The sequence below is a fragment of the Mycobacterium sp. URHD0025 genome (assembly GCF_000426065.1).
Lineage (GTDB): Bacteria > Actinomycetota > Actinomycetes > Mycobacteriales > Mycobacteriaceae > Mycobacterium.
This window is the reverse complement of the sequence record NZ_AUEQ01000016.1, coordinates 119,269-145,824: the sequence shown is the minus strand read 5'-3', so window position 1 is coordinate 145,824 and position 26,556 is coordinate 119,269. Positions and strand designations below refer to the sequence as shown.

Annotated in this window: 26 protein-coding genes; 8 read left to right on the top strand and 18 right to left on the bottom strand. The window is 67.6% G+C overall.

Going from position 1 to position 26,556, the window contains the following annotated elements:
• Nucleotides 1-175 precede the first annotated feature (175 nt).
• Complete coding sequence (locus tag H977_RS34980; protein WP_081681834.1) at nucleotides 176-349, top strand: DUF3073 domain-containing protein; 174 nt, start codon at nucleotides 176-178, stop codon at nucleotides 347-349.
• A gap of 82 nt (nucleotides 350-431) precedes the next feature.
• On the opposite strand, the gene purM is transcribed toward H977_RS34980, so the two are convergent.
• The 4 genes from purM to H977_RS0124795 all read right to left on the bottom strand — a co-directional run bounded on the left by purM (nucleotide 432) and on the right by H977_RS0124795 (nucleotide 5,688).
• Nucleotides 432-1,523, bottom strand: coding sequence for a phosphoribosylformylglycinamidine cyclo-ligase (purM, locus tag H977_RS0124810; protein ID WP_029110397.1), 1,092 nt, complete (start codon nucleotides 1,521-1,523; stop codon nucleotides 432-434).
• Between the two features lie 84 nt (nucleotides 1,524-1,607).
• Complete coding sequence (gene purF / locus H977_RS0124805; protein WP_029110396.1) at nucleotides 1,608-3,149, bottom strand: amidophosphoribosyltransferase; 1,542 nt, start codon at nucleotides 3,147-3,149, stop codon at nucleotides 1,608-1,610.
• A gap of 261 nt (nucleotides 3,150-3,410) precedes the next feature.
• Entirely contained in the window at nucleotides 3,411-5,114 is a 1,704-nt protein-coding gene (gene aspT / locus H977_RS0124800; protein ID WP_036477082.1) for an aspartate-alanine antiporter, read from the bottom strand.
• Between the two features lie 184 nt (nucleotides 5,115-5,298).
• Nucleotides 5,299-5,688, bottom strand: coding sequence for a sterol carrier family protein (locus H977_RS0124795; RefSeq protein WP_029110394.1), 390 nt, complete (start codon nucleotides 5,686-5,688; stop codon nucleotides 5,299-5,301).
• An 18-nt stretch (nucleotides 5,689-5,706) separates the two neighbouring features.
• Here H977_RS0124795 and H977_RS0124790 point away from each other — a divergent pair, with 18 nt between their 5' ends.
• Together H977_RS0124790 and H977_RS0124785 are read left to right on the top strand one after the other, a co-directional pair.
• Nucleotides 5,707-6,915, top strand: coding sequence for an MCE family protein (locus H977_RS0124790; protein ID WP_029110393.1), 1,209 nt, complete (start codon nucleotides 5,707-5,709; stop codon nucleotides 6,913-6,915).
• A gap of 67 nt (nucleotides 6,916-6,982) precedes the next feature.
• The gene (locus H977_RS0124785; RefSeq protein WP_029110392.1) at nucleotides 6,983-8,248 is read left to right on the top strand and encodes a hypothetical protein; all 1,266 of its coding nucleotides are present in this window, start codon (nucleotides 6,983-6,985) and stop codon (nucleotides 8,246-8,248) included.
• On the opposite strand, the gene H977_RS0124780 is transcribed toward H977_RS0124785, so the two are convergent.
• From H977_RS0124780 to H977_RS0124760, 5 genes are all read right to left on the bottom strand, one after another.
• The gene (locus tag H977_RS0124780; RefSeq protein WP_029110391.1) at nucleotides 8,169-8,819 is read right to left on the bottom strand and encodes an Rv0804 family intramembrane glutamic endopeptidase; all 651 of its coding nucleotides are present in this window, start codon (nucleotides 8,817-8,819) and stop codon (nucleotides 8,169-8,171) included. The genes H977_RS0124785 and H977_RS0124780 overlap by 80 nt on opposite strands.
• Nucleotides 8,819-10,546 (bottom strand): alpha/beta hydrolase, encoded by a 1,728-nt coding sequence (locus tag H977_RS0124775; RefSeq protein WP_029110390.1) that lies wholly within the window; start codon nucleotides 10,544-10,546, stop codon nucleotides 8,819-8,821. The genes H977_RS0124780 and H977_RS0124775 overlap by 1 nt, the downstream gene beginning before the upstream one ends.
• The gene (gene purL / locus H977_RS33855) at nucleotides 10,543-12,861 is read right to left on the bottom strand and encodes a phosphoribosylformylglycinamidine synthase subunit PurL (RefSeq protein ID WP_036477078.1); all 2,319 of its coding nucleotides are present in this window, start codon (nucleotides 12,859-12,861) and stop codon (nucleotides 10,543-10,545) included. The genes H977_RS0124775 and purL overlap by 4 nt, the downstream gene beginning before the upstream one ends.
• 94 nt (nucleotides 12,862-12,955) lie before the next feature.
• Nucleotides 12,956-13,309 carry a VOC family protein gene (locus tag H977_RS0124765; protein ID WP_029110389.1) on the bottom strand — a complete coding sequence of 118 codons (354 nt, stop codon included), beginning with the start codon at nucleotides 13,307-13,309 and terminating at the stop codon, nucleotides 12,956-12,958.
• A 15-nt stretch (nucleotides 13,310-13,324) separates the two neighbouring features.
• Complete coding sequence (locus H977_RS0124760) at nucleotides 13,325-14,584, bottom strand: M18 family aminopeptidase (RefSeq protein WP_029110388.1); 1,260 nt, start codon at nucleotides 14,582-14,584, stop codon at nucleotides 13,325-13,327.
• A gap of 50 nt (nucleotides 14,585-14,634) precedes the next feature.
• Between H977_RS0124760 and H977_RS0124755 the strand changes: the two genes are divergently transcribed.
• Together H977_RS0124755 and H977_RS0124750 are read left to right on the top strand one after the other, a co-directional pair.
• Nucleotides 14,635-15,663, top strand: a complete 1,029-nt coding sequence (locus H977_RS0124755) for a Dyp-type peroxidase (protein ID WP_029110387.1) — start codon at nucleotides 14,635-14,637, stop codon at nucleotides 15,661-15,663.
• Nucleotides 15,660-16,457, top strand: coding sequence for a family 1 encapsulin nanocompartment shell protein (locus tag H977_RS0124750; RefSeq protein ID WP_029110386.1), 798 nt, complete (start codon nucleotides 15,660-15,662; stop codon nucleotides 16,455-16,457). The genes H977_RS0124755 and H977_RS0124750 overlap by 4 nt, the downstream gene beginning before the upstream one ends.
• 88 nt (nucleotides 16,458-16,545) lie before the next feature.
• Here the strand turns inward: H977_RS0124750 and purQ are convergent, their stop codons facing one another.
• Genes purQ through H977_RS0124735 form a run of 3 tightly spaced genes read right to left on the bottom strand, consistent with a single transcriptional unit; the run spans nucleotide 16,546 to nucleotide 18,102 of the window.
• Nucleotides 16,546-17,220 (bottom strand): phosphoribosylformylglycinamidine synthase subunit PurQ, encoded by a 675-nt coding sequence (gene purQ, locus H977_RS0124745; RefSeq protein ID WP_029110385.1) that lies wholly within the window; start codon nucleotides 17,218-17,220, stop codon nucleotides 16,546-16,548.
• Entirely contained in the window at nucleotides 17,217-17,456 is a 240-nt protein-coding gene (gene purS / locus H977_RS0124740) for a phosphoribosylformylglycinamidine synthase subunit PurS (protein ID WP_029110384.1), read from the bottom strand. Before purS ends, purQ begins: the two co-directional genes overlap by 4 nt.
• A 10-nt stretch (nucleotides 17,457-17,466) precedes the next feature.
• Complete coding sequence (locus H977_RS0124735; protein ID WP_036477126.1) at nucleotides 17,467-18,102, bottom strand: hypothetical protein; 636 nt, start codon at nucleotides 18,100-18,102, stop codon at nucleotides 17,467-17,469.
• 46 nt (nucleotides 18,103-18,148) lie between these two features.
• Here H977_RS0124735 and H977_RS0124730 point away from each other — a divergent pair, with 46 nt between their 5' ends.
• Nucleotides 18,149-18,787, top strand: coding sequence for an MBL fold metallo-hydrolase (locus H977_RS0124730; RefSeq protein WP_029110382.1), 639 nt, complete (start codon nucleotides 18,149-18,151; stop codon nucleotides 18,785-18,787).
• Nucleotides 18,788-18,853: 66 nt separating this feature from the next.
• On the opposite strand, the gene H977_RS0124725 is transcribed toward H977_RS0124730, so the two are convergent.
• The 4 genes from H977_RS0124725 to H977_RS0124710 all read right to left on the bottom strand — a co-directional run bounded on the left by H977_RS0124725 (nucleotide 18,854) and on the right by H977_RS0124710 (nucleotide 22,384).
• Nucleotides 18,854-20,524 (bottom strand): FAD-binding dehydrogenase, encoded by a 1,671-nt coding sequence (locus H977_RS0124725; RefSeq protein WP_029110381.1) that lies wholly within the window; start codon nucleotides 20,522-20,524, stop codon nucleotides 18,854-18,856.
• Between the two features lie 21 nt (nucleotides 20,525-20,545).
• Nucleotides 20,546-21,250: a DUF2334 domain-containing protein gene (locus tag H977_RS0124720; RefSeq protein WP_029110380.1), complete on the bottom strand. Its 705-nt coding sequence runs from the start codon at nucleotides 21,248-21,250 to the stop codon at nucleotides 20,546-20,548.
• 80 nt (nucleotides 21,251-21,330) lie between these two features.
• Nucleotides 21,331-21,819: a glutathione peroxidase gene (locus tag H977_RS0124715; RefSeq protein WP_029110379.1), complete on the bottom strand. Its 489-nt coding sequence runs from the start codon at nucleotides 21,817-21,819 to the stop codon at nucleotides 21,331-21,333.
• Between the two features lie 10 nt (nucleotides 21,820-21,829).
• Nucleotides 21,830-22,384: a TetR/AcrR family transcriptional regulator gene (locus H977_RS0124710; RefSeq protein WP_036477123.1), complete on the bottom strand. Its 555-nt coding sequence runs from the start codon at nucleotides 22,382-22,384 to the stop codon at nucleotides 21,830-21,832.
• 83 nt (nucleotides 22,385-22,467) lie between these two features.
• On the opposite strand from H977_RS0124710, the gene H977_RS0124705 reads away from it, so the two are divergent.
• Nucleotides 22,468-22,914 carry a DoxX family protein gene (locus H977_RS0124705; RefSeq protein WP_029110377.1) on the top strand — a complete coding sequence of 149 codons (447 nt, stop codon included), beginning with the start codon at nucleotides 22,468-22,470 and terminating at the stop codon, nucleotides 22,912-22,914.
• Here H977_RS0124705 and H977_RS0124700 read toward each other — a convergent pair.
• Together H977_RS0124700 and H977_RS0124695 are read right to left on the bottom strand one after the other, a co-directional pair.
• Nucleotides 22,843-24,990 (bottom strand): S9 family peptidase, encoded by a 2,148-nt coding sequence (locus H977_RS0124700; RefSeq protein ID WP_029110376.1) that lies wholly within the window; start codon nucleotides 24,988-24,990, stop codon nucleotides 22,843-22,845. The two genes, H977_RS0124705 and H977_RS0124700, sit on opposite strands and share 72 nt — an antisense overlap.
• Nucleotides 24,987-25,874, bottom strand: a complete 888-nt coding sequence (locus tag H977_RS0124695; RefSeq protein ID WP_029110375.1) for a phosphoribosylaminoimidazolesuccinocarboxamide synthase — start codon at nucleotides 25,872-25,874, stop codon at nucleotides 24,987-24,989. Before H977_RS0124695 ends, H977_RS0124700 begins: the two co-directional genes overlap by 4 nt.
• A gap of 30 nt (nucleotides 25,875-25,904) precedes the next feature.
• Here H977_RS0124695 and H977_RS0124690 point away from each other — a divergent pair, with 30 nt between their 5' ends.
• Complete coding sequence (locus H977_RS0124690; RefSeq protein WP_029110374.1) at nucleotides 25,905-26,531, top strand: hypothetical protein; 627 nt, start codon at nucleotides 25,905-25,907, stop codon at nucleotides 26,529-26,531.
• The last annotated feature ends 25 nt before the right edge of the window (nucleotides 26,532-26,556 follow it).

Below are 26,556 nucleotides of genomic sequence, written 5' to 3'. Positions count from 1 at the left end.
TCGTGTTGTCGTGCAACGAAGCACGACAGCCGGGACCCCCGCCCCTCACCGTGAGGCAGGGCCTGACAGCACTTCGCGGGCGGGCACGGTAAAGTGTTGGCAGGACAATAAAGACACACAGATCGGAGCCGCCTAGCAATTGGGCCGCTCCGTTATTGCGCGAGGGGGTCCCCCCATGGGCCGCGGCCGGGCGAAGGCAAAGCAGACCAAGGTGGCACGTGAGTTGAAGTACAGCTCACCGAACACCGACTTCAGTCAGCTCCAACGTGAGCTGTCGGGATCTCCCGATTCCGGTGACGTCAGTGACGACGCCGACGAATGGTCGGGTGAGGATGACTGGCGGCGCTGAGCCGCCTGCATTCCGTCCCAGAACTCAGACATAGGTCGCGCTGGTTGCGCATGACGCTTACCAGCGCGACCTTGTCTGATGTCTAGAACCGCGGATGTAGTCCAACCAGTTGGGCGCGCACACTGTCCTTGCCGCCCTTCTTGACGGTTCCCAGCGTCCAGCAGTTCAGGTGCCGTGCGGTCAGGATGGCCAATGCACGGTCGGTGTCCTCGGGGGCCACGACCGCGACCATCCCGATGCCCATGTTGAACGTCTTTTCCATCTCGGCACGCTCGATGCGTCCGCGCTGGGCGATCATCTGGAACACGGGCGCCGGGGTCCACGTGCCTCGGTCGAGCTCTGCGGTCAGTCCGTGGGGCACCACGCGTTCCAGGTTGCCTGCCAGGCCGCCGCCGGTGACGTGGCAGAAGGTGCGGACCTGCGTCTCGGCTGCCAGTGCCAGACAGTCCTTGGCGTAGATGCGGGTCGGTTCCAGGAGCTCCTCGCCCAGCGTGCGACCGAACTCCTCGACGTGGCCGGCCAGGTTCATCCGGTCGATCTCCAGCAGCACCTTGCGGGCCAGTGAGTAGCCGTTGGAGTGCAGCCCGCTGGAGGCCATGGCGATGATCACATCGCCCGGACGGACCCGGTCGGGCCCGAGCACGTTGTCGGCCTCGACGACGCCGACGCCGGTCGCGGAGATGTCGTAGTGGTCGGGTTCCATCAGCCCGGGGTGCTCGGCCGTCTCGCCGCCCAGCAACGCACAGCCGGCCTGGACGCAGCCTTCGGCGATGCCTGACACGATCGCACTGACCCGTTCCGGGACGGTGCGGCCGACGGCGATGTAGTCCTGCAGGAACAGGGGCTCAGCGCCACACACCACGAGGTCGTCGACCACCATGGCGACCAGGTCCAGCCCGACGGTGTCGTGCTTGTCCATGGCCTGGGCGACGGCGAGCTTGGTGCCCACGCCGTCGGTCGAGGCGGCGAGCACCGGCTCGCGGTATCCGCCGCGTAAGGCGAACAGTCCGGCAAAGCCGCCCAGGCCGCCGCGGACTTCCGGACGGGTCGCCTTGGCGGCGAGAGGTTTGAAGAGTTCAACAGCGCGGTCGCCGGCTTCGATATCCACCCCGGCCGACGCGTACGAAATGCTGTTGTGTTCGGCGATGCCGTGCTGTTCGGCGCCCTTAGTCATCGCAAGCAAGGCTACCGCCCCGCTGTTGCGGCGGTACAGCGCAGGAGGTGTTAAGGGCGCCTCAAGAAGGTCGGGGCGAAGACCTCAGGGCCTGCGCAGCGCCGATGCGTTGTCGTTGTCGGTCTGCAGCGGGACACCGGTGCGGGCCGCGGTGGCGAGCATGTGCTCGATGACGTTCTTGCCCAGCGCGGTCTCTCCGGGCAGTTCGATCGGGTAGTTCCCGTCGAAGCAGGCCGAGCACAGCCGGGTCGGCGGCTGTTCGGTGGCCGCGATCATGCCCTGCTGGGAGATGTAGCCGAGGGTGTCGGCGCCGATGGCATGCCGTACCGCCTCCAGCATCTCGCCGGGGTGCTCGGCGGACGCGGCATTGGCGATGAGCTCGGCCGGGGTGGCGAAGTCGATGCCGTAGAAGCAGGGCCATTTCACCGGCGGTGAGGCGATCCGAACGTGAACCTCGAGGGCACCGGCCTCACGCAGCATGCGGACCAGGGCGCGCTGGGTGTTGCCGCGCACGATCGAATCGTCCACGACGATGAGCCGCTTGCCGCGGATCACCTCCCGCAGCGGGTTGAGTTTGAGCCGGATACCGAGCTGCCGGATGGTCTGTGACGGCTGGATGAAGGTGCGGCCCACGTAGGCGTTCTTCATCAGGCCCTGTCCGAACGGGATGCCTGATTCCTGGGCGTAGCCGACTGCCGCCGGTGTGCCCGATTCCGGGACACCGATCACCAGGTCGGCGTCGATCGGGTGTTCCCGGGCCAGCCGGCGGCCGATGTCGACGCGCGTGGCGTGTACCGACCGGCCCACCAGCGTGCTGTCCGGGCGGGCGAGGTAGACGTACTCGAAGACGCAACCTTTGGGTTCGGGGTTGGCGAACCGGGAGGAGCGCACGCCGTCGGCGTCGATGGCCAGGAGTTCACCGGGCTCGATGTCCCGGACGAAGGACGCCCCGACGATGTCGAGTGCAGCGGTTTCCGAGGCCACCACCCAGCCTCGGTCGAGGCGCCCGAGGGCCAGCGGACGCACCCCGTGCGGGTCGCGCGCGGCGTAGAGGGTGTTCTCGTCCATGAAGGTCAGGCAGAAGGCTCCGCGCACCGTGGGCAGCAACTCCAGGGCGGCCTGCTCCAGCGTCGCGTCGGCGGCGCCGTGCGCCAGCAGCGCACCCAGGATGTCGGAATCGGTGGTGGCCGCAATGTTTCCGGAATGCCTCGTGTCGATCAGTCCGGCGCCGCGGGCCCGGGTGGCGAGTTCGGCGGTGTTGACCAGGTTGCCGTTATGGCCGAGTGCGACACCGGTGCCCGCCGCGGTGTTGCGGAACACCGGCTGGGCGTTCTCCCAGGTGGTCGAGCCGGTGGTGGAGTAGCGACAGTGTCCGACGGCGACGTGTCCCGGCATCGCGGCCAGGGTCTGCTCGTCGAACACCTGGCTTACCAACCCGAGGTCTTTGAACACCAGAATCTGCGAACCGTCGGACACGGCGATGCCCGCGGCTTCCTGGCCGCGGTGCTGCAGCGCGTACAGGCCGTAGTAGGTGAGCTTGGCGACGTCTTCACCCGGGGCCCAGACCCCGAATACGCCGCATTCCTCGCGCGGTTCGTTCTCGTCGTCGAGTTGCTGGCCAGTCACGATAGGGCTGCTCCCGGGGCGGGCGGTTTGGTGACGTAACCGAGTCTACGGTCAAGTCTGGTGTAGGACGGAATCCGATGCCGTGTCCGAACGGGAATTCGCCCGTCTGAACGGCAAACCGCCGGGTTTCCGATCAGAAAGGCCCAGGCCAACTTCCGCGGAAGGGCGGGCAAACAACCAGCGCACGTCACAGTCGGCGCCGATGGTGAGAAAGATCGCATTCGGGCGCCGGTGGCTGCCGCGCCGGGCCCGGAGCGTCGCTTACGTCGAGCCCATGGCGTGGGCCATCGCGACCACGACCGGGCCGAGGAGCGGCAGCGCCACATTGGAAAAGGCGTAGACGATCGTGTAGGCCATCAGCGGCGTGGCGTTGCCCGCGGCCTGCTGGACGGCGGTGACACCCGGGGTCGAGCACTGCTGGCCGGTGATGGCGCCCAGCGCGAGCGGTGCCGGCAGGCGCATCACCTTCCATGCCACCAGAAGGGACAAAAATGCCGGTATCGCGGTCATCGCGATGCCGGCGATGGGAAGACCGATCCCGAACTGTTTGACGAGCGCGACCGCTTGAGGTCCCGACGACAATCCGACGGCGCAGATGAACACGGCCAGGCCGAGCGTCTTGATGACGTCGGCCGCATCCGAGTCGTATTGCCCGAACGTCGGGCGCTTGGAGCGAATCCATCCGAACAGCAGGCCCGTGAGCAGGCAGCCGCCGCCGGTGCCGAGGGTGAGCGGGATACTCCCGACCTGCCAGACCAGGCCTCCGATGAGGAAGCCTGCGACGATGCCGAGCGAGATGAAGACGAGGTCGATCTTGACCGTCGGGTCGAGCCGGAAGCCGACCCTGCCGACCACGCGGTCGAGGTCTCGGGAGGTGCCGACGAGGCGCACGATGTCGCCGTGCTGGATCACGGTCCCGTCGTTGACCGGCAGGTCCTGGTCGCCGCGAATCACACGCTGGAGGAACACGCCACGGCGGTCTTTCACGCTGACCTCGCGCTTGAACTCGCCCAGCGTCGTGGTCCGGTACTCGCGTGAGGTGAACACCACCTCGGCGACATCGATGTCCATCGTGAGGTCGTCTCCGGCGACTTCCTCGCCGATGCTGTCGCGAACCCGCACGAGATTGTCGCGCAGGCCCACGACGAGAACCTGGTCGTCTTCGGCCAGTTCGAGGTCGGGACGGAGTTCGAGAGGTTTGCCCGCCCGGGAGATCTGCTCGATGGCCGTCGCATCCCCAAGACTGTCCTGTACGCGCGCGACCGTCTGACCGGCCGCCGTCTCCACCCGGTAGACGCGTCCGACGATGCGCGGCGCCGCGGGCGTGGCGGTGTCCTCGTCGGCTCCGCCGCCGAGCTTCTTCCACAGTTTGGTCGCCTCGTCCCGCAGGGAGACACGCATGATCAGCGGAAAGATCTGGCTGGACAGCAGCACGATGGTGATGAGCCCGCAGATGTAGGAGATCGAGTACGCGGTGCCCACGTTGGCCTGCAGCGTCTCGATCTCGGAGTCCGAGAGCGGCAGCCTGGCGATCGCATCGGCGGCCGTGCCCACCACGGCGGACTCGGTGGCTCCGCCGGCGAGCAGCCCGGCGGCGGTACCGATGTCCAGCCGCATGATGAGGATCGCGGCGGCGGTGATGCCGAGGACCGACGCGATCTCGATGACGGTGAACGCCGCGTATTTGAGGCTCTGGCGGTTGAGGCTGCCGACGAAGGTCGGCCCGGAGATGTAGCCGAGCGTGAAGATGAACAGGGCGAAGGCGATGGTCTTGACTTCGTCGTTCAGCTTGATGTCGCCGAGCATGCCGATCAGGATCGCCACGACCAGCGTTCCGGCCACCCCGCCGAGCGAGATCTTCCAGACGCGCACCTTGCCGACCGCGAACCCGAGTGCAAGGCAGAGGAACAGCGCGATCTCCGGAGTCGATTCCAGCGCGTAGACGATGCGGTCGAGCACGGTCATCTCTCGGCCGCCCGCAGGAGTTCGCCGTTGAGATACGCACGGACCATCGGGGCGGCTCCTCTACTGTCCAGCGGTCATCGCCTGGTGGTCACGGCTCTAGCGTGACTGAATCTATCGGGATCGCCCGCTCTACGCGGCGCAACCGCCGATTCCATTTCCGCTGGGGTACAGGACTATCCGCAGTTCATCCGGCATCGAGCCGCACCAGTGGCAGCCACCGGGCAACCTCTCCGGCCCGCGATCCCGACATCTGTACGGCCACACCGGCCGCGTCGAGGTCGAGCAGTCCGGTGGCCAGCAGGAGCCAGGTGCGGGCATCGGTTTCCACGACGTTTGGCGGATTGCCCCGGGTGTGGCGGGGCCCTTCGATGCACTGCACCGCAACGAAAGGCGGGACTCTCACCTCGACGCTGGCGCCCGGCGCGGACGCGGCGAGGGTGCGCGCGGTCAGGCGGACCGCCTCGGCCAGTTCGGTGCGGGTTGGTTCGGCACGGGTCGGTTCACGTAGCCATCCGGCCACGGCGGCGACCGCCGCCCTGGTCTTTTGCGGATCGACACTGCCTCGCGCGGCCATGCCATAGAGTCTCGCAAAGTGTTTGCCGATCACCGTAATCCGCCGTATCGCACGGCAGGTGCAGTGCTCTTGGTGATCCTCGCCCTGGTGTTCGGGTTGATCGTCGGGCAGTTCCGGGGCGCCTTCGAAGCCAAGACGCCGCTGACCCTGCTGGCGTCGCGCGCCGGCCTGGTTCTCGATCCGGGGTCGAAGGTGACCTTCAACGGCGTCCCGATCGGCCGGGTGGGTGCGGTGAGTACCGACGGCGGGGATCCGGTGCGGGCCCTGGTGCGCCTCGACATCGATCCGAAGTACCTGGACCTCCTTCCTGCCAACGTGCAGACCTCGATTCAGGCGACCACGGTTTTCGGAAACAAGTACGTTGCCTTCACCTCGCCGGAACACCCCAGCCCGCAACGGGTTTCGAGCTCCACCCCGATCGACGTCACGGCGGTCACCACCGAGTTCAACACCTTGTTCGAGACCATCACCGCCATCTCCGAACAGGTCGATCCGGTCAAGCTGAACCAGACGTTGTCCGCCACCGCCCAGGCGTTGACCGGTCTGGGCAGTGCGTTCGGACAGTCCCTGGCCGACGGCAACACCATCCTCGACGATGTGAACCCGCGCATGCCCGCGTTGCGCCACGACATCGCCGCGCTGGCGGATCTCGGTGAGCGCTACGCGGCGGCCGGACCCGACCTGTTCGACGGCCTCGCCCACGCCGCACGCAGCGCCGGGACCTTCAACTCCCAGCGCGGCCACCTCGATGCCGCGCTGGTCGCGGCGATCGGCTTCGCCGGGACCGGTTCGGACATCCTCGAGCGGGGCGGTCCGTACCTGCAGCGCGGCGCGCAGGACCTGATCCCGACGTCGAAGCTGTTCGACAAGTATCAGGGGCAGTTGTTCTGCACCATCCGCAACTACCACGACGTCGCGCCCGCCTTCTATGCAACGTTCGGCGGGGACAACGGATATTCGTTCGAAAGCACGGGGACCTTGTCGAGCATCGGCGTGGGAAATACGTACGTGTATCCGGACAATCTCCCGCGCGTCAATGCCAAGGGCGGCCCCGAGGGCAAACCCGGTTGCTGGAAGCCGATCACCGCCGACCTGTGGCCCGCGCCGTATCTGGTGATGGACACCGGGCTGTCGATCGCGCCCTACAACCACGTCGAGCTCGGCTCGCCGATATTCACCGACTATGTGTGGGGCCGCCAGATCGGTGAGCCCACCATCAACCCGTGACGGCTCTACGATCTTGAGCCAGGGAAGAGCTCCCGGCGAAAAAGGGGACGTGTGAACGGTAGCGCCGATGCCTAAGCGTGCGGTTCCGGCCAGTCCGGAGCCGCTTTCTGCCTGGCCGCCCGCGCTGCCCGCCTGGCGCGCCATGGGCCTGTCGCTCGCACCCATCGGCGGTGCGGCGTTCAACGGGGTCGCCGGCCTGTGTGCGGCGGCAATCGCCGCGGTGCTGGTTTTCGCGTTCGCCCGCCTTCACCGGCATGCGCCCCAGGCGGTGTCGACGGGCGATCTCGTCGCCTCCACCGTGGGCGCGGCCGCTGGACGGTTCACCAGCCTGATCCAGCTGGCGGCGTACGTCTTGTTGGGCGTGGGCGCCGCGCTCACGCTCGCGCTGCAGCCGCTGACCGGGGCACCGGATCTGGAGACCGCTCTGGCGGGCTGGTGGTGGCCGGGATGGTCGGTGGCCGTGGTGGTCATCGCGGGTGCGGTGGTGGCGTATCTGCCCACCCGGGCAGTGGGCGCGACGGCGGCGGCCCTGGCCGGTGTGGGCCTGCTGGTCTTCTTCTACATGGCGCTGGCGATCGTGGCCCGGGTGATGTCGGGTACGCCTCCGATGGAGTTCGGGCCGAGTCACGTCGATTCGGCTCTGCTGGCCACGGCGGCGGCCATACCGCTGGGCCTTGGGCTGGTGGGATTCGAGGCCGCCACGGTGGTCAGCGGCCGCCTTGGATCGGTGGCGCGCCCTGTGGGAGCCGCGGTGGGGATCACCGCGCTTGGCGCGGTAGCCCTGTTGGTGGCCGCCAACATCGGCTCGACCGGGGGGTTCCACCCCACCGCCGTGAACCTGTCGCTGATCATCTCCCAGTTCTTCGCCGACGCCGGCTTCTACTGGTTCGCCACCGGGGCGCTGTGCGTCGGTTCCGCCGCGCTGCTGGCGCTGACCTGGGCGGCCACCCGCGTCGCGGGACGCCTGTTCGGCTCCGGGCCGGAGGTGTCCATCCTGGTCCCCGCGGCGATGTGTCTGCTGGCGGTGGCGTTCTGCCGGTTTCAGGAACACATCGGCAGACTGCAGTTGACGGTGCCCGCGCTGCTGCTTCTCGTCGTCTATGTGCTTGTCACCGAGGCCAATTCGCGGGTCGAGGGTTCGGCGGCCGCACAGCAGGCGCCGCGGCTGATCCTCGCCGTCGTCGTGGTGTGTGTGGTGTTGGTTCCGCTGCGGGTCACAGATTTCTCGCTGCCCGCGCTGGCGCCGCCGGCCGTCACGGCGGCGATGCTGGCGTTGGCAGCGGTGCTGGCCAGGCTTGGCAGGCCAGTGCAGCCAGCGCCCCCGCCTCGTTGATCGCCAGGTGCGCCAGCACCGGTGCGGCCAGGCTGCCCGAGCGTTGCGCAAACCGACCGAACACCCATCCGGCCATCCCGGTGACCAGAACGGTCGGGATCACGGGCTGTCCTGCGGCGCGGGCGTCGGCGATGTGTGACAGCCCGAAGGCCGTGGCCTGCAGCATCTGGCCGCCCGCCGGGCCGAAGGCCTCGGTGCCGACCTTGACCAGTGCAGCCCGGAAGGCGGCCTCTTCTGGCCAGACGGTGCCGAGCGGGATCCGCAGTGCCAACCATCGCCCCGGATGTCCGGGCAGCACCTTGCGGCGCATCCCGGTCCGCACCAGCGGCACCGCCGAGGTCGCCGCCACACCCGCGCTCACCACGGTCGCGGCTGCCGCGCCCATCCTCAGACCCGACCACAACGCCGGAGGGCGCAACCCCGGACGCGCACCGGTCGCGACCATCAGCACGCTGCCCAGCGTGGCCCGCACCAGCGGCTGCCACCGGGCCGGCAGCCGGGGATCGACCAGGCCGTTCCACGCGACCAGGCCTGCGGCCAGCCCTACTGCGTGAATCCGGCCGGGCGGCATCAGTATTCGGGTCCGTCGTCGGCCTGGCTCTTCTCGAGCGCCATCCTGATGCGCTCGGTGTCCTCGGGTGTCCACCCGTCGGGCGGGGCCACTGCGGCCCAGCCGTCGAGCACCGATTCGCCGTAGTTGTGGCCGTGTCCGGCCGGAACGCTCGAAGCGTTGGTGATGTCGGCGGCCACTTGCCAGAACGTGATGATCGGGTACCAGCGCATCGAGGCCGTGCGGTCCCCGCCCGGCGGTTCGACGAGCCAATCCGGTTCGGAGAACAGCAGATCCGTCGACCACCAGATGATCGGATCGGACGGGTGTTGCAGGAACAGGACCCGGGTGCCCTCCCATGGGGCCGCGGCGTCGTCGGCGATCTCGGCGGCGCCTTCGGCCTCGGAGAACCGTACGGTGCGGCCGTTGTCGTAGCGGGGGTGCACTTGCGGCGTACCCGGGTCGCGGCGCTCTGTCAGGCCTCGCCACAGCGGGCTGGCGTTGGGCGGACCGACCCACAGCACCGAGGAGAAGCCCATCCGGGCGATGTCCGGCAGCCAGCTGAATGCGCCCTGCCCGCCCATCGATCCCAGGCTCTCCCCGTAGAGCACCAGCTTGGGTCGGTGATCGGGCGGCAGCTGCGCCCAGCGCGCTTGGATCGCGTCGATCATCAGCCTGCCGATGTCCATGGACTTCTTCCGGTCACCCATGAACGAAATCCAGCTCGGCAGATACGAATACTGCATGCCGACCATCGCGGTGTCCCCGTTGTACATCGTCTCCAGCGCCCGGGCGGCCATCGGGTTGACCCAGCCGGTGCCGGTGGTGGGGACGATGACCAGCAGCTTGCGGTCGAAGGCATGGGTGCGTTCGAGTTCGCTGAGCAGCACCGCAATTCGCTGATCGTCGGTGTCGGCGGTGTGCAGGCCGGCGTAGACGCGGATGGGTTCCTTGGCCGGCGCACCGTTGATCTTTTCGAGCTCGGCGGCACGCGGACCGGTCGCGACGAAGTTGCGACCCTGGAAACCCAGGGAATCCCACACCGCGAAAGATGCTGGGCTGCCCGATCTTTCACGCTCGTCCGGCTGGCTGACACCTTCTCGGGTCGTGGTGTTCTGCGGCTGGAAGACGCGGCTGGCGCCGGCCAGAAAACCGCGGTAGAGCACGCCGTTGACCAGCGTGACGACCAGCACCACCACGATGGCGGTCCCGATGAACTGGGCCACCTCCCGGTGCAGATGCCAGCGCCGGATGAACACCCTGGCCAGCGATCGCACGGCGTCGCGCAGCATTCGCGCGGTGGCGATCAGCGCGGCACCCACCGCGACGGCGATGATCAGGGTGCGCAGATAGCCGAGTGTGGCCGGGCCTTCCATACCCATCAACGCCGAGACCTGCCGTTGCCAGGCTGCCGCGGGGATCAGCATCAGCACTCCGGCCGTGACCGCGCCTGCCACGACCAGTGTTTGGAGCCAGAACAACGTCCGCTTCGACGGCGGCCACCAGGTGCGTTTGCGTAACACGAAGCGGTGCAGCGCTTTTCCCAGCAGGACGCCGATGCCGTAGCCGATGGCGGCGTTGATGCCGCCGATCAGCCCGGCGAACAGCCAGTCACGCGGCAGCAGTGACGGGGTCAGCGAAAGGCAGAAGAACAGGGCTCCGACGGCGATACCGACGAAGTCCAGTCGCACCAGGCTCCAGGCCCAGCGCAGCAGAGGATGACGTTCGTTGAGGGTTTTCGCCGTCACCCGAACAGCCCGGGCAGCACGCCCTCCGACGTGCTCCGTAGCTCCGCGAGACTGATACTGAACTGACCTTGGACCTCGATCGAGGGTTCCCCGCCTTCGGGGCCCTGGTCGACGACGCCGACCCGGGTCACCGGCAGCTCCCTGGCTTCACACATTGCCCGGAACCGGCTCTCCTCGGTGCGGGGCACGGCGACGAGCACGCGGCCCGCGGACTCCGAGAACAGGAAGACAAACGGGTCGACCTGTTCGGGAAGGATGACCCGGCAACCGGTTTCACCGGCCAGCGCGGCCTCCACCACGGCCTGGATCAACCCGCCTTCGGACAGGTCGTGGGCCGCCGAGATCAGGCCGTCACGCGATGCCGCCGTCAGCACCTCGGCCAGCAGCTTCTCGCGGCCAAGGTCCACCTTCGGGGGAACCCCGCCCAGGTGATCGGCGGTGACCTGAGCCCAGACCGATCCGTCGAACTCGTCGTGGGTGTCGCCGAGCAGCAGCAGTGTCTCCCCCGGCTCGTGCCCGAGCCCCGTGGGGATGCGTCGCTTCACGTCGTCGATCACGCCGAGCACGCCGACCACCGGGGTGGGCAGAATCGCCGTCGAACCGGTCTGGTTGTAGAAGCTGACGTTGCCGCCGGTGACCGGAATACCAAGGGCAACACAACCATCGGCGAGCCCGCGGACAGCCTGGCTGAACTGCCACATCACCCCGGGATCCTCTGGGGAACCGAAGTTGAGGCAGTTGGTCACGGCGACCGGGGTGGCGCCGGTGACCGCGACGTTGCGATAGGCCTCGGCCAGCGCCAGCTGTGCGCCGGTGTACGGGTCGAGCTGGGTGTAACGGCCGGAGGCGTCGGTGGACACCGCGATGCCCCGGCCGGTCGTCTCGTCGATGCGCAGCACACCGCCGTCGGCGTGTTCGGCCAGCACGGTGTTGCCGCGTACGTAGCGGTCGTACTGCTCGGTGATGAACGCCCGGCTGCACAGGTGCGGACTGCCGATCAGCGCCAGCAGGGTGGCCTTGAGCTCGTCGCCGGTCTGCGGCCGGGGCAGCGTGGCCGAGGTGTCGGCGACCACGGCGTCCTGGGTGTCGGGACGGGCCACCGGGCGCTGGTAGACGGGACCCTCGTGGGCCACGGTGCGCGGCGGGACGTCGACCACGGTCTCGTCGTGCCAGGTGATCTGCAGCCGGTCGCCGTCGGTGACCTCACCGATCACGGTGGCCAGCACTTCCCACTTGCGGCAGACGGCCATGAACGCCTCGACGTTCTCCGGCGTCACCACGGCACACATGCGTTCCTGGGACTCGCTGGAGAGCACCTCGGCCGGGGTCATGTCCTTGGCCCGCAGCGGCACCTGATCCAGCTCGATGCGCATGCCACCATCGCCTGCGGACGCCAGTTCAGAAGTGGCACAGGACAATCCGGCGCCACCGAGGTCCTGGATGCCGACCACCAGGCCGGCCGAGTACAGCTCGAGGCAACACTCGATGAGCACCTTCTCGGTGAACGGGTCGCCCACCTGAACGCTCGGGAGCTTCTTGCGGCCCGCACCGGACTCGTCGCCGCTGAAGGTGTCCGACGCCAGCACCGAGACACCGCCGATGCCATCCAGGCCGGTGCGCGCACCGAACAGGATGATCTTGTTGCCGGTTCCCGAGGCGAACGCCAGGTGCAGATCTTCCTTGCGTAGGGCACCCACGCACAGGGCGTTGACCAGTGGGTTGCCGGCGTAGGACGGGTCGAAGATCGTCTCGCCGCCGATGTTGGGCAGGCCCAGCGAGTTGCCGTAGCCGCCGACACCACGCACCACACCGTCGAGGACGCGGCGGGTGTCGGGGGCGTCGGCCGCGCCGAAGCGCAGCTGGTCCATGACGGCGACCGGGCGCGCGCCCATGGCCATGATGTCGCGGACGATGCCGCCGACGCCGGTGGCCGCGCCCTGATAGGGCTCGACATAGGACGGGTGGTTGTGGGATTCGACCTTGAAGGTCACGGCCCAGCCGTCGCCGATGTCGACGACGCCGGCGTTCTCACCGATGCCGGCCAGCATGCCGGCGCGCATCTCGTCGGTGGTGGTCTCACCGAAGTAGCGCAGGTGCACCTTCGAGGACTTGTAGGAGCAGTGTTCGCTCCACATCACCGAGTACATGGCGAGTTCGGCGTCGGTGGGGCGGCGGCCCAGGATCTCGCGAATCCGCTGGTACTCGTCGTCCTTGAGACCGAGTTCGCGGTAGGGCTGCGGCTGATCAGGGGTGGCGGCTGCCCGCTCCACAGTGTCCTGGGTCGATGTACGGCCGTGGGTGAGCTCAGACGTCACGGACCTAGTTTAGTAGCTGCTCGCGTTCAGCCGCGGGCAGCCGCTGATGGGCCCGCCTCCGTGGCGCACGACAGTGCCGGCCGGGCCGGATCACCTAGCCCTGTTCCGAGCCGATACAGAAGGCGTTGCCCTCGGGGTCGGCCAAGACCACCCAGCTGAAACCTTCGCCGAAGCTGTGCCGTTCGGTCTCCCTGGCCCCCAGGCCCACCACCCGGGCCACCTCGGCTTCCGCATCGGCCGCGGCCAGGTCGAGATGCACACGGTTCTTGCCCGGGGTGGGATCCGGAACCTTCTGAAAGCCGAGCCGCGGCCCGTCGGGCCGAATCAACATCACGAATTCGCCTGGCGCCAACGGCGTCACCTCGCCACCGAGCGCCTCGGCCCACCACCGGGCCAGTGCATCCGGATCGGCGCAGTCGATTGTGACCATCTCCACAGACAGTGCCATGGCGCAGACCCTAGATCAGACCGGTGACAGGAACGCCCGCAAGGCCGCCGCGTAGGCGGCGACATCCTTGGCGCCCATGAATTCCCTGGCCGAATGCATGGCGAGTTGCGCCGCCCCGACGTCGACGGTCGGGATACCGGTGCGCGCCGATGTCATGGGGCCGATGGTCGACCCGCACGGCAGATCGGCCCGATGCTCGTAGCGTTGCAGCGGCACCCCGGCCTGCTCGCAGGCCAGCGCGAACGCCGCCGCGGTGCGGCCATCGGTGGCGTAGCGCAGGTTCGGCTGCACCTTGAGCACAGGACCGGCGTTGACCGCGATCAGATGGCCGGGCTCGTGACGGTCCGGATAGTTCGGGTGCGTGGCGTGCGCCATGTCCCCGGAGGCGACCATCGATCCGGCCAGCCGGCGCAGGAAGTCCTCCCGGGTGCCGCCTGCGGCGAGGACGATGCGCTCCAGCACCGTCGGCAACAGCTCGGACTGGGCGCCGTGATCTGACGTCGAGCCGACCTCCTCGTGGTCGAACAACGCCAGGACCGGGACGTGGCCGACGGCATCCGCCGCCAGGAAACCCTCCAGCCCCGCGTAACAGGTGGCCTGGTTGTCCAGCCGGGGCGCGCTGACGAACTCCCCGCCGGCTCCGGTGATCGCCGACAGCGCCAGGTCGTGGGTCATCAGATCAAAACCGAGCAGCGCATCCGGTTCGACCCCGGCCCGCTCGGCGACGAAGCGCAGGAACGATCCGGGCCGTTCCCCCAGGCCCCAGACCGCGTTGACGTGGCGCTGCGGGTCGGGGCTGACACCCTTGCGGTCCTCGGAGAGGTGGATGGCGAGTTGGGGCACGCGCAGGATCGGATCGTCGATCCGCACCAGCAGATGCTCGATCGTCGAGCCGCGGCGCACCGACAGGCGGCCGCTGATTCCGAGGTCGCGGTCCAGCCAGGAATTCAGCCAGGCCCCGCCATAGGGCTGCAGCGCGACCACCTGCCAGCCGGCCACGACCCGGTCGGGGTGCTGCTTGACCCGCAGGTTCGGACTGTCGGTGTGGCCACCCACCACCCGGAACGGCGCATCTGGATGGGTTCGCTCGGTGTTCCACGCCACCAGCGAACCGGCCCGCACCGTGAAGAACTTTCCAGTGGCCTGCCAGCTGTCCGTCTCGGCCAGCTCGGTGAATCCCGCGTCACGCAGACGCTGCGCCGCGGTGGCGCAGACGTGAAACGGTGACGGCGAGGCATCGATGAATTCGCACATGCTCTGGGGGCTGGCTGCCATATCTCTATCTTGACCGGGTTTTCGACGCGCGCCGCGTTAGGGTCGACGTTGTGCCCGCACCACAACCCCAGCCCGTCCTGGCTCCGCTGACGCCGGCCGCCATATTCATCGTCGTAACCATCGACGAGGGCGGCGAGGCGACGGTTCACGACACCCTGGCGGATATCTCAGGTCTGGTGCGTGCCATCGGTTTCCGTGATCCGTCCAAGCATCTGTCGGCGATCGTGTCGATCGGGTCCGACGCCTGGGACCGATTGTTCTCCGGGCCGCGCCCTGCCGAACTGCACCCGTTCGTTCCTTTGGAGGGCCCGCGTCACCGGGCCCCGGCAACTCCGGGTGACCTGCTGTTCCACCTGCGCGCGGAATCCATGGACGTGTGCTTCGAACTCGCCACCAAATTCGCCGACGCGCTGGCCGGCGCCGTCACGATCGTCGACGAGGTGCACGGGTTCAAGTTCTTCGACAACCGCGATCTGATGGGCTTCGTCGACGGCACCGAGAACCCGAACGGCCCGGTCGCCGTCAACGCCAGCCAGATCGGCGAGGAGGACCCGGATTTCGCCGGCGGCTGCTACGTCCACGTCCAGAAGTACACCCATGACATGGGGTCGTGGAATTCGTTGTCCACCGAGGAGCAGGAACGGGTGATCGGCCGCACGAAGCTCGACGACATCGAACTCGACGACGCGATCAAGCCCGCCAATTCACACGTTGCGCTCAACGTGATCGAAGACGACGAGGGCAACGAGCTGAAGATCATTCGGCACAACATGCCGTTCGGTGAGATCGGCAAGGGCGAATTCGGTACGTACTACATCGGTTATTCGCGCACCCCGTCGGTCACCGAGCGGATGCTGAACAACATGTTCATCGGCGACCCGCCCGGTAACACCGACCGCATCCTGGATTTCTCCACCGCCGTCACCGGTGGCCTGTTCTACACACCCACGATCGATTTTCTGGATGATCCACCGCCACTGCCGTCCTCGCCCGCCGAGTCGGCTACAGCGGAACCTCCACGGGCTCAGGGCCACGACGGCTCGCTCGGCATCGGCAGTCTGAAAGGAATCCCGCAATGAACAACCTGTACCGCGAGCTCGCCCCGGTCACCGAGTCCGCCTGGGCCGAGATCGAACTCGAGGCCAGCCGGACCTTCAAGCGTCACATCGCCGGACGGCGCGTGGTCGATGTCAGCGAGCCCGGCGGGCCGGTTACCGCGGCGATCAGTACGGGACACCTGCTCGACGTCAGCTCGCCCGGTGACGGTGTGGTCGCCCACCTGCGCGAAGCCAGGCCGCTGGTACGGCTGCGGGTTCCGTTCACGGTGTCGCGCACCGCGATTGACGACGTCGAGCGTGGCGCCCAGGACTCCGACTGGGATCCGGTCAAGGAGGCTGCCAAGAAGCTGGCGTTCGTCGAGGACCGGGCGATCTTCGAGGGCTACCCCGCCGCCTCGATCGAAGGCATCCGCAGCTCGAGCTCCAACCCGGCACTGGCCCTGCCCGACGATGCCCGCGAGATTCCCGACGTGATCGCCCAGGCCCTCTCGGAGCTGCGCCTGGCCGGTGTCGACGGGCCGTACTCCGTGCTGCTCTCGGCGGAGACCTACACCAAGGTGAGCGAGACCACCGCGCACGGTTATCCGATCCGCGAGCACCTGAGCCGGCTGGTGGACGGCGAGATCATCTGGGCGCCCGCGATCGATGGTGCTTTCGTATTGTCCACTCGTGGTGGAGATTTCGACCTGCAGCTGGGCACCGACGTCTCGATCGGCTACCTGTCCCATGATGCCGAGAGCGTGCAGTTGTACCTGCAGGAGACCCTGACGTTCCTGGCCTACACCGCCGAGGCCTCGGTCGCCCTCACGACATAGTCACCTGACCCGCGAGTGACCGCGTCTGAGTGCACGCCGCAAAGTGCATACCTGACCGGTCGCTCGTGGGGCGGGGTGAAGCGAAGAACTAAACCGAGAGCACCGCGTCCAACGCGGAGTAGAACAACCCGAGCCCGTCATCGGACGGACCGGTCAACGCCTCGGTGGCATGTTCGGGATGCGGCATCAGGCCGACGACGCGACGATTGGCCGAGCACACGCCCGCGATGCCGCGCATCGAGCCGTTGAGGTTCTCGCGATAGCGGAAGACCACGCGGTCCTCGCCCTCGAGCTCGTCGAGCACGGCTTCGGAGGCGACATAGCGGCCCTCCCCCGATTTCAGCGGGATCAGCAGGTCCGCGCCGGCGTCGTACCGGGTCGTCCAGGCCGTGGTGTTGGAGGCCACTTCCAGCCACGTGTCACGGCAGATGAAATGCAGGCCGGCGTTGCGGGTCAGTGCACCGGGCAGCAAGCCGGCCTCGCAGAGCACCTGAAAGCCGTTGCAGATACCCAGCACCGGCATGCCGCGACCGGCAGCTTCGACGACCGAGCCCATCACCGGTGCGAACTTCGCGATCGCCCCGCAGCGCAGGTAGTCGCCGTAGGAGAAACCGCCGGGGACGACGACGGCGTCCACGCCCTTGAGGTCGGCGTCGGCGTGCCACAGGCTGACCGCCTCCGCGCCGGCCAGCCGGACCGCACGGGCCGCGTCGACGTCGTCGAGCGTCCCGGGGAAGGTGATCACCCCGACACGGGTGGTCACGCGCCCTCCCGGCTCACCGAGAAGTCCTCGATAACAGTGTTGGCCAGCAGAGATTCGGCGATCTCGGCCAGAGTTTCGTCGGCCACGGAGTCATCGACTTCGAGCTCGAAACGCTTGCCCTGACGGACCTCCGAGATACCACCATGTCCGAGACGACCAAGTGCCCCGACGATCGCCTGACCCTGGGGGTCGAGGATCTCCGCCTTGGGCATGACGTGCACAACCACCTTTGCCACGGCGCACACTCTACCGGCACGACCCTATGTAAGCCGTGCACAGTGGGTCGGCCAGCGCATCGAGCACCCGGCGATCCGCCGGCGCGGACCATGCGACCCGTGGTGGCGTGCTCGCCCACATGGCCAGCTCGACCACGGTGCTGTTGCGCGGATCGGCGATCAGGTACTGGTGCAGGACCCGGGTGTTGCCGAAGTTGATGGCCGCCGCCAGCCGCCCGGGCCGGTCGGTGGTGATCGACGTCCCCGCCCCCGGACAGCTGCGTAGCGCTCCTGCCGCCGCCTGCACCACCGCCAGGGCGGTCTGGCCGCCTTGCCAGGTCTCTCCGCGCCAGTGGATGACCTGGACGCGTAGTTGCCAGTCACCGGCGGGCTGCCCGGCCTCCGACCGCGCCGCGACAGCATACCCGCGTGGATCCCCTGGCACCGGCTGCGACCCGCATTCTTCTTCGAAGCGGAAACGTGGAGAGGTCGCGGTCACCGCCAAACCGGCCAGCCCGGGCCAGTGGTACTCCCCGTCCAACGGGAGGTTCGCCGTGGCGATCCATGCCGAATCCGGGATGCGGTCACACAGGGGCGGACAGTCGGCACCGGGGTCCGGCCAAGCCGAAGGAGGCGCTGCGGCCAGCCCGCAGAGCACGAATGACATCGCCGCGATCACCCGCCATATCCCCACCGAGCGCCACAATATAGGTATGCAACTCACGCATTTCGGACATTCGTGCTTACTGGCCAGCATTTCGGACACCACCGTGCTGTTCGACCCGGGCAACTTCTCGCACGGTTTCGAGGGCATCACCGGCCTGTCGGCCATCCTGATCACCCACCAACACCCCGACCACGCCGATATCGCCCGGCTGCCCGCGCTGATCGATGCCAACCCGCAGGCCGCGCTGTACGCCGACCCGCAGACCGCCGCCCAGTTGGGTGAGCCGTGGCGGGCAGTGCATCCCGGCGACGAGTTCCGGGTCGGCTCGCTCGACGTGCGAGGCACCGGTGGCAAGCACGCCGTGATCCACCCGGAAATCCCTGTGATCGACAATATTTCGTACCTGCTGGGCGACGACGAACATCCGGCCCGGCTCATGCATCCGGGTGACGCACTGTTCGTGCCCGGCGAACCGGTCGACGTGCTGGCCACCCCGGCGGCCGCACCGTGGATGAAAATCTCTGAGGCCGTGGACTTCCTGCGCGCGGTGGCTCCGACGCGGGCCGTGCCCATCCATCAGGGCATCATCGAGCCGAACGCGCGGGGGATCTACTACGGGCGGCTGGCCGAGATGACCAAGACCGATTTCCAGGTGCTGACCGAGGAAAACGGCACCGAGTTCTAACGCGAGCAGACGCAAAACTGCCTCTATTTCAACAAAAAGGGGCAGTTTTGCGTCTGCTCGCGGGACTCAGGCGATGTCCGCCGCCGCACCCCGTCCGGCCGCGCGGCCCGAGAAGATGCAGCCGCCGAGGAAGGTGCCTTCCAGAGAGCGGTAACCGTGCACCCCGCCCCCGCCGAACCCGGCCGCCTCACCGGCGGCGTAGAGGCCGGGAAATACCGCACCGTCGGATTTGAGCACTCGTGAGTCCAGGTCGGTTTCGAGTCCGCCCAAGGACTTTCGGGTGAGGATGTGCAGTTTGACGGCGATCAAGGGACCCGCCTTCGGGTCGGTCAGCCGGTGCGGGGCGACGACGCGGCTGAACCGGTCACCGAGATAGGTGCGGGCCGCCCGGATCGCGGTGACCTGCCCGTCCTTGGTGAACTTGTTGACCACTTCGCGGTCCCGCGCCGTCACCTCGGCTGCGACCGTGGCGTAGTCGATTTCGACCACATCCGGCACGTCGTTCATCGCGGCCACCAGCTCGCGCAGCGAGCGTGCGCTGACGAAGTCGACACCGCGGTCGACGAACGCCTGCACGGGCCCCGGCGCGCCGGGGCGTACCCGCGCCAGCACATCGCGCACACTGCGCGACGTGAGGTCGGGGTTCTGCTCCTGACCGGACAGCGCGAACTCCTTGGCGATGATCCGAGCATTGAGGATGAACCAGGTGTAATCCTGACCGGTGCGGCAGATGTGTTCGAGCGTCCCGAGGGTATCGAAGCCCGGATACAGCGGACCGGGCAACCGTTTTCCGTTGGCGTCCAACCACAGTGAGGACGGGCCCGGCAGGATACGGATGCCGTGATCGGGCCAGATCGGATCGTAGTTGGTGATGCCTTCGGTGTAGTGCCACATTCGGTCGCTGTTGATGACGTGGGCGCCGGCGGTCTCGGAGATGCCGATCATGCGGCCGTCGACGTGGGCAGGGACGCCGCTGAGCAATTGCTCGGGAACCCGTCCCATGCGAGCCGGCCAGTTCTTGCGGACAAGATCGTGGTTGCCGCCGATGCCGCCGCTGGCCACGATCACCGCGGGTGCGCGGAACTCGAAGTCTCCGACGACGTTCCGTGACGACGGTGCGCCGCGAGGCGCGTCGGACGGCTCCAGTACCGCACCCCGCACGCCGACGACGGCGCCGTCGGAGACGATGAGTTCATCGACCCGGTGCCGATGCGCGAAGCGCACCCGGGGCTCGTCCGACAACCGGCGGGCGAAGACGTCGACGATGGCCGGGCCGGTCCCCCAGGTGATGTGAAAGCGTGGCACCGAATTGCCGTGCCCCAGTGCGCCGTAACCGCCGCGCTCGGCCCACCCGACCAAGGGGAAGGTCTGCAGGCCCCTCGCGCGCAGCCAGCTGCGTTTCTCCCCTGCGGCGAAATCGACGTACGCGTGCGCCCACTCCCGGGGCCAGTGGTCTTCGGGCCGGTCGAAGCCCGCGGTGCCCAGCCAGTCCTGCAGAGCCAGTTCCTGACTGTCACGGATACCCAGCCTGCGCTGTTCGGGACTGTCGACGAAGAACAACCCTCCGAAGGACCAGAAGGCCTGGCCCCCGATGTTGGCGGCATTCTCCTGGTCCACGATGAGCACGCGGAGACCCTGGGCATGATTTCCGGCTCGGCCCGCGTGCTCCACCAGTTCGCACGCGGCGACCAGTCCGGCCAGACCCGCCCCCACGACAATGACATCGGCGTCTGCCATGAGACGCAAGACTAGCCCTAGTCAGGCGGCCTCGGTCAGTACCGAAAGCCCTCGCCATTGATAGACCGTGGGCACGCAGCGGTGTAGCAAAGCCAGGTCTATCGCATCGAGCATGGTCTGACGCGGGCCAGGCTTGCGCAGATGCCGTGCGGCAACCGCGACGCGCACCGTGCCCTCGCGACGCGCGATCCGCTCGGCCGAGAGCACCACGGTGCGACACCACCACGGCTCCGACAGAAATCCTTCTCCGATACCCACCACCCGGGCACGCGTGGTGGTCTGACGGACCAGGTCGGTGATGCCGCTGAGGTCAGCGAGCAAACGAAAGCCGTTGCGCGGCAGGGCCGTCACCGTACCCTGCGAGACTGCCCAGCCGGGCGCGGCGAACAATCTGGTGCGCAGTCCCAGGTGTTCGAGCACCCGGTCGGCGCCCATCAGCCTCAGGTTGGCCTCGTGGGCGGGCAACGAGGCGAACTCACCGCGCCGCTTCTTGGTGGCCGCCTCGTCGTAGCCGTGCAGGACGACGGCGTCGCCACCGGTGCGGCGTTGCGCCACCCAGTCCACGGTCTCGGCGTCGCGGTCCAACCGGTAGCCGCCCTTGAGCCGCGGTGCCACCATCAACGACGCGGGCACGCCACGGGCATCGAGCTCGGCGCAGAACGACGCGACGTCGGCCAGCGTGCGGTCGCTGATCTGCGATATCGAGACGATGAGTTGTCCGGTCACGCTGCCAGTGTGGCAACGTCACATGTCGGGACGGTGTCGAACACTCTGACGCCGAATGTCCATTCGGCCAGACCCGTCGCTCAGGCGGGCAGTACCGCCTCGATGGCCGCGACGACCTCGGGCGCATCGGGCTCGGTGCGAGGGCGGAACCGGTTGGCCACCGTACCGTCCGGGGTGAGCAGGAACTTCTCGAAGTTCCACTGGATGTCTCCGGCCTCACCGGCCGCGTCGGCGGCCTGGGTGAGCTCGGTGTACAGCGGGTGCCGGTCGGCGCCGTTGACGTCGGTTTTGGCCAGCAACGGGAAGGTGACGCCGTAGGTGGTCGAGCAGAAAGTCTGGATCTCCTCGGCACTGCCCGGCTCCTGGCCCATGAACTGGTTGCAGGGCACACCGACGACGGTCAGCCCGCGCGGGCCGTATTCCTGGGCGAGCTTCTCCAGCGCGGCGTATTGCGGCGTCAGCCCGCATTTGGAGGCCACGTTGACCACCAGGGCTGCGCCGGTTGCCAATTCGGCCAACGTCGTCGGCTTGCCATCGAGAGTGGTCAGCGGGATGTTGTTGAGGCTCATCGCCCCGACGCTACCGGACCTGTTCGTCGAACAGGATCTCGGCCAGACCCTGCACCTTGGCGATGGGATCACCCGCGGTGTCGATCGCGTCGTTGAGCCACAGCATCGAAAAACCGTGCACCAGAGACCAAGCGGCCAGCGCGGCACTCGCCGGGTCAGCGGCCGCCTTCGGGTCGGCCAGGGTGCCGACGCCGCGGTTCAGTTCGGCACCGGCGGCCGAGGCCGCGGCGACCAGTTCCGCGTCAGTGTCGTCGTAGAGCGATTTGTCGAACATCACCTCGTAATGACCGGGATGGCCCAGGGCAAAGCGCACGTAGGCCTTCGCGGCGTCGATGAATTGCGGTCGGGCCTCGGTCAGTGCGGCGGCCAATAGCTGGAACCCCTCGGTGGCCAGTGCGGTGAACAACCCGCGCCGATCGGTGAAGTGGTGAGCGGGCGCGGCGTGTGACACGCCCGCGGCGCGCGCGAGTTCGCGCAGCGAGATGCCGTCGGCACCGCGTTCGGCCACCAGAGTGGCGGCCTGAGCGAGGATCACGGCCTTGAGGTCGCCATGGTGATAGCCCATGAACGTCATCCTATCCCACATCTTGACAGCGCCTAGATCATGAGTACCGTAGCGATCTAGGCACTGACAAGTTTGGAGGCGCGATGGCGGTCTTTCTGACCCTGGTGCTGGGTAGCGCGGCGGCCCGGGCCATCGGCCTGCTGGGCGTGGACTATCTGGACAACTGGACCACGGCGATCGCGGTGGGTCTGGCGGCGATGTTCGCCATGACCAGCATCGCACATTTCGTGAACCCGTTGCGGCGCGACATGATCGCGATCGTGCCGCCGGCCCTACCCGCGCCGGGTGTGCTGGTGTCCGTCACGGGCGTACTGGAACTGGCCGGTGCCGCCGGACTGCTCTACCCGCCGACCCGCGTCGCCGCGGCCACGTGCCTGTTGCTGCTGATGCTGGCGATGTTCCCCGCCAACGTCTATGCCGCCCGGATGCCGAACCCGCCGAAATCGATGACCACGCGGTTAAGCGTTCGGACCGCCGAAGAGGCTGTCTACCTGGCCGCTGCCGTAATTGTCGCGGTCGGCGGCGGCTAGCAACCAGGCGTACTGGAACGCGGCTTCCTTCCACCGCTCGTATCGTCCCGACAGGCCGCCGTGGCCGGCCACCATCTCGGTCTTCAGCAGGACGGGATGCCCGTCCGTCTTCGTATGCCGCAGAGCGGCAACCCATTTGGCCGGTTCGACGTAATACACCCTGGTGTCGTTGAGCGAGGTCATCGCCAGGATCGCGGGATAGTCCTGCGCCGCCACATTCTCATACGGCGTATAGGACTTCATGTAGCGGTAAACCTCGGGGTCCTCCAACGGATTTCCCCATTCGTCCCACTCGGTCACGGTCAGCGGCAACGACGGATCCAGGATGGTCGTCAACGCGTCGACGAACGGGACCTGAGCCAGGATCCCCGCGAACAGCTCCGGGGCCATGTTGGCCACCGCACCCATCAACAACCCGCCCGCGCTGCCCCCGAGGGCCACCAGATTCTGCGGACGGGTAATCCCGTCCTCGACGAGATGTCTTGCCGCCGCGATGAAATCGGTGAACGTGTTGGTCTTCTCCAGCAGCTTGCCGTGCTCGTACCACGGGCGCCCCAACTCGCCGCCGCCGCGCACATGGGCGATCACGAACACCATGCCCCGGTCCAGCAGGGACAACCGCGCGATCGAGAACCGCGGATCCTCACACGACTCGTAGGCACCGTATCCGTAGATCAGCGCCGGGGCCGGAAACTGCAACCCGGCCCGGTGGATGATCGAGACCGGGATACGTGCCCCGTCGGGTGCCGTGGCCCAATCCCGGCGCTCCACATAGTCTTCCGGCCGGTATCCGCCCAGTACCGGCTGCTCGCGCAGCAGGGTGCGCTCCCCCGTGGCCAGATCGAGGTCATAGATCCGCGCCGGTGTGATGAACGAGGTAGCGCCGATCCGCAGCTTCGGTGTGGACCAATTCGGGTTCCCGCCCATCCCCGCTGCGGTCAACTCGGAGTCGAAGGTCAGCTCTTCGCGCGTGCCGTAACCCTCGTCGGTGAGTCGCCACAGCGCCATCTTCGGCAATGCCTCACTGCGGTAGCTGATCACGAGGAAGCCGTCGAATGCGTCGACTCCGTCCAACCGCACATCCGCACGATGCTCGATCAGCGTCCGGAAATCGCTGGGGTCGCTGATCGGAGCGTCCACCAGCGTGAAGTTCTCTGCACCGTCGTTGTGCAGGATCAAGAACCGGTCCTCGCCCGCGACCACGGCGTGCTCGACCGAATACTCCACCAGGTCGCGGCGCTCCCACACGGTGGTGAGCTCGGCGGTCGGGTCGTTCGCATCGACGTACCGGACCTCGGTGGTGACCGCGCTGCCCGATGCGACGAAAAGGTACTTGTCGCTGCGGCTACGGCCGATCGCGACCCAGAACCGCTCGTCGGGTTCGTGATACACCTTCTCGGCGGCCAGCCCGGAAGCCAGCCGGTGCCGCCACACGGTGTCCGGCCGCCAGGCGTCGTCGACGGTGGTGTAGTAGAACGTGCGACTGTCGGCCGCCCAGGTACCGCCGGCGCCGATGCCGACGATCGTGTCGTCATAAAGCCGGCCGGTGCGTAGATCCTTGAACCTCAAGGTGTATCGCTCGTCGCCCTTGACGTCGACCGAGAAGGCCAGAATATTGCCGTCCAGGCTGACCGTCGCCGCCCCGAGCGAGAAGTACTCGCGTCCGTCGGCCTCCACGTTCTCGTCGAGGAGGATCTGCTCGCCGGGAATCTCGGCACCCTCGGCGAGTTCGGGCGGTGTCCAGTCGTCCGGATCGCCGATCGGACACCGGCAGTGCACCGCGTATTGCTTGCCCTCGAAGGAGCGCGCGTAGTACCACCATCCGGCCCGGCGCATCGGCACCGAAAGGTCGGTTTCCTTGGTACGGGCCTTGATCTCGTCGAAGATCTTCTGGCGCAACGGCTCCAGATGAGCGGTCGCATCGTCGGTGTAGGCGTTCTCTGCCTCCAGATGAGCGATCACCTCGGGATCGTCCTTGTCGCGCAACCACTCGTAGGGGTCGATGAACACGTCGCCGTGATGCTCGCGGCGGTGGTTGCCGCGCTTGGCGACGGGCGGCGTGACGGACTCGCTCATGCGCCGATCCAATCTTCGAATCGCAGACCCGAAATCCGTTCGTATGCCTCGATGTAACGGTCACGAGTCGCGGCCACGATGTCATCGGGCAGCGGCGGCGGCGGAGTGTCGCCGTGCCGGTCCCACCCGGAGTCCGGTCCGGTGAGCCAATTGCGGACGAACTGCTTGTCGAAGCTGTCCTGAACCACGCCCGGCCGATACGTTTCCGCGCGCCAGTACCGGGATGAGTCCGGGGTGAAGACTTCGTCGGCCAGGACCACATTGCCGTCCTGATCGACTCCGAACTCGAACTTGGTGTCGGCGATGATGATGCCCTTGGTCAGCGCGTGGTCCGCGCCTTGCAGGTAGGTCTGCAGCGTGCGTTCCTTCAGTTGATCGGCCAGCTCCGCACCCACCAGGTCGGTGACCGTGGCGAATGAGATGTTCTCGTCATGCTCGCCGATGTCGGCCTTGGTGGCCGGGGTGAACAGCGGCTCGTCGAACTTGCTGGCCTCGCCCAGGCCGGCCGGCAGCGGGATACCGCACACCGAACCCGAGGCCTGGTAGTCGAGCAGCCCGGAACCGGTCAGGTAGCCACGAGCCACGCATTCCACGGGCAGCATCTTGAGTTGGCGCACCACCAGCGCACGCCCCAGCACCTCGGCCGGGATGCGCTCGTCGTCCGGCGGTCCGGCCAGGTGGTTCGGCGCGCTGATCAGGTCGAAGAAGAACACGCTCATGGCCGTCAGGATCCGGCCCTTGTCCGGGATCTGTGAGTCCAGGACGTAGTCATAGGCCGAGATGCGGTCGGTTGCCACGAACAGCAGATGATCGTCGTCGATGCGGTACAACTCGCGGACCTTGCCGCTGGCCAGGTGCTGGTAGTCGGACAGAGCGGGGCGCATTGGGCCACCCTATGTGTTGGGATCGGTTTCATGAGATCGCGGTACCTGCCCTATGCCAGCAGACCCGGCCGCCTGTTGGCGCAGTTGTTCAGCGACGTGGCCGTCATCACCTGGACCGCGGTCTGGATATTGGTCGGCCTGGCCGTGCATTCGGCCGTGTCGACCATCGCCGAGGTCGGCAGGCAGGTCCAGAGCGGCGCCAACGGGGTTGCCGACAACCTCGGCTCCGCCGGTGACAGCACCGACCACGTTCCTCTGATCGGCGACACGCTGAGCAAGCCGCTACGCGCTGCCAGCGACGCGGCCCTCGACATCGCGGGTGCCGGCGCCAACCTGGACAGCACGGCCAGTTGGCTGGCCTGGGTGCTGGCCCTGGCGGTGGCCGCGGCACCCATCCTCTTCGTGGCGCTGCCATGGCTGTATCTGCGCGTGCGGTTCTTCCGGCGCAAGTGGACGGCGATCACCCTGGCCTCGACAGCGGCCGGGGAACAGCTGCTGGCGCTGCGGGCCCTGGCCAACCGGCCGCTGGCCAAGCTGACCGCGGTGTCCGACGACCCGGTCGGCGCCTGGCGCAGTCAGGATCAGCAGGCCATTCGCGGGCTGGCGGCCCTTGAGCTGCGGTCCGCCGGTATGCGCCTCCGCCGCGTTTCCCAGTGATTTCGGTGCGTTCAGTAACGCCCAC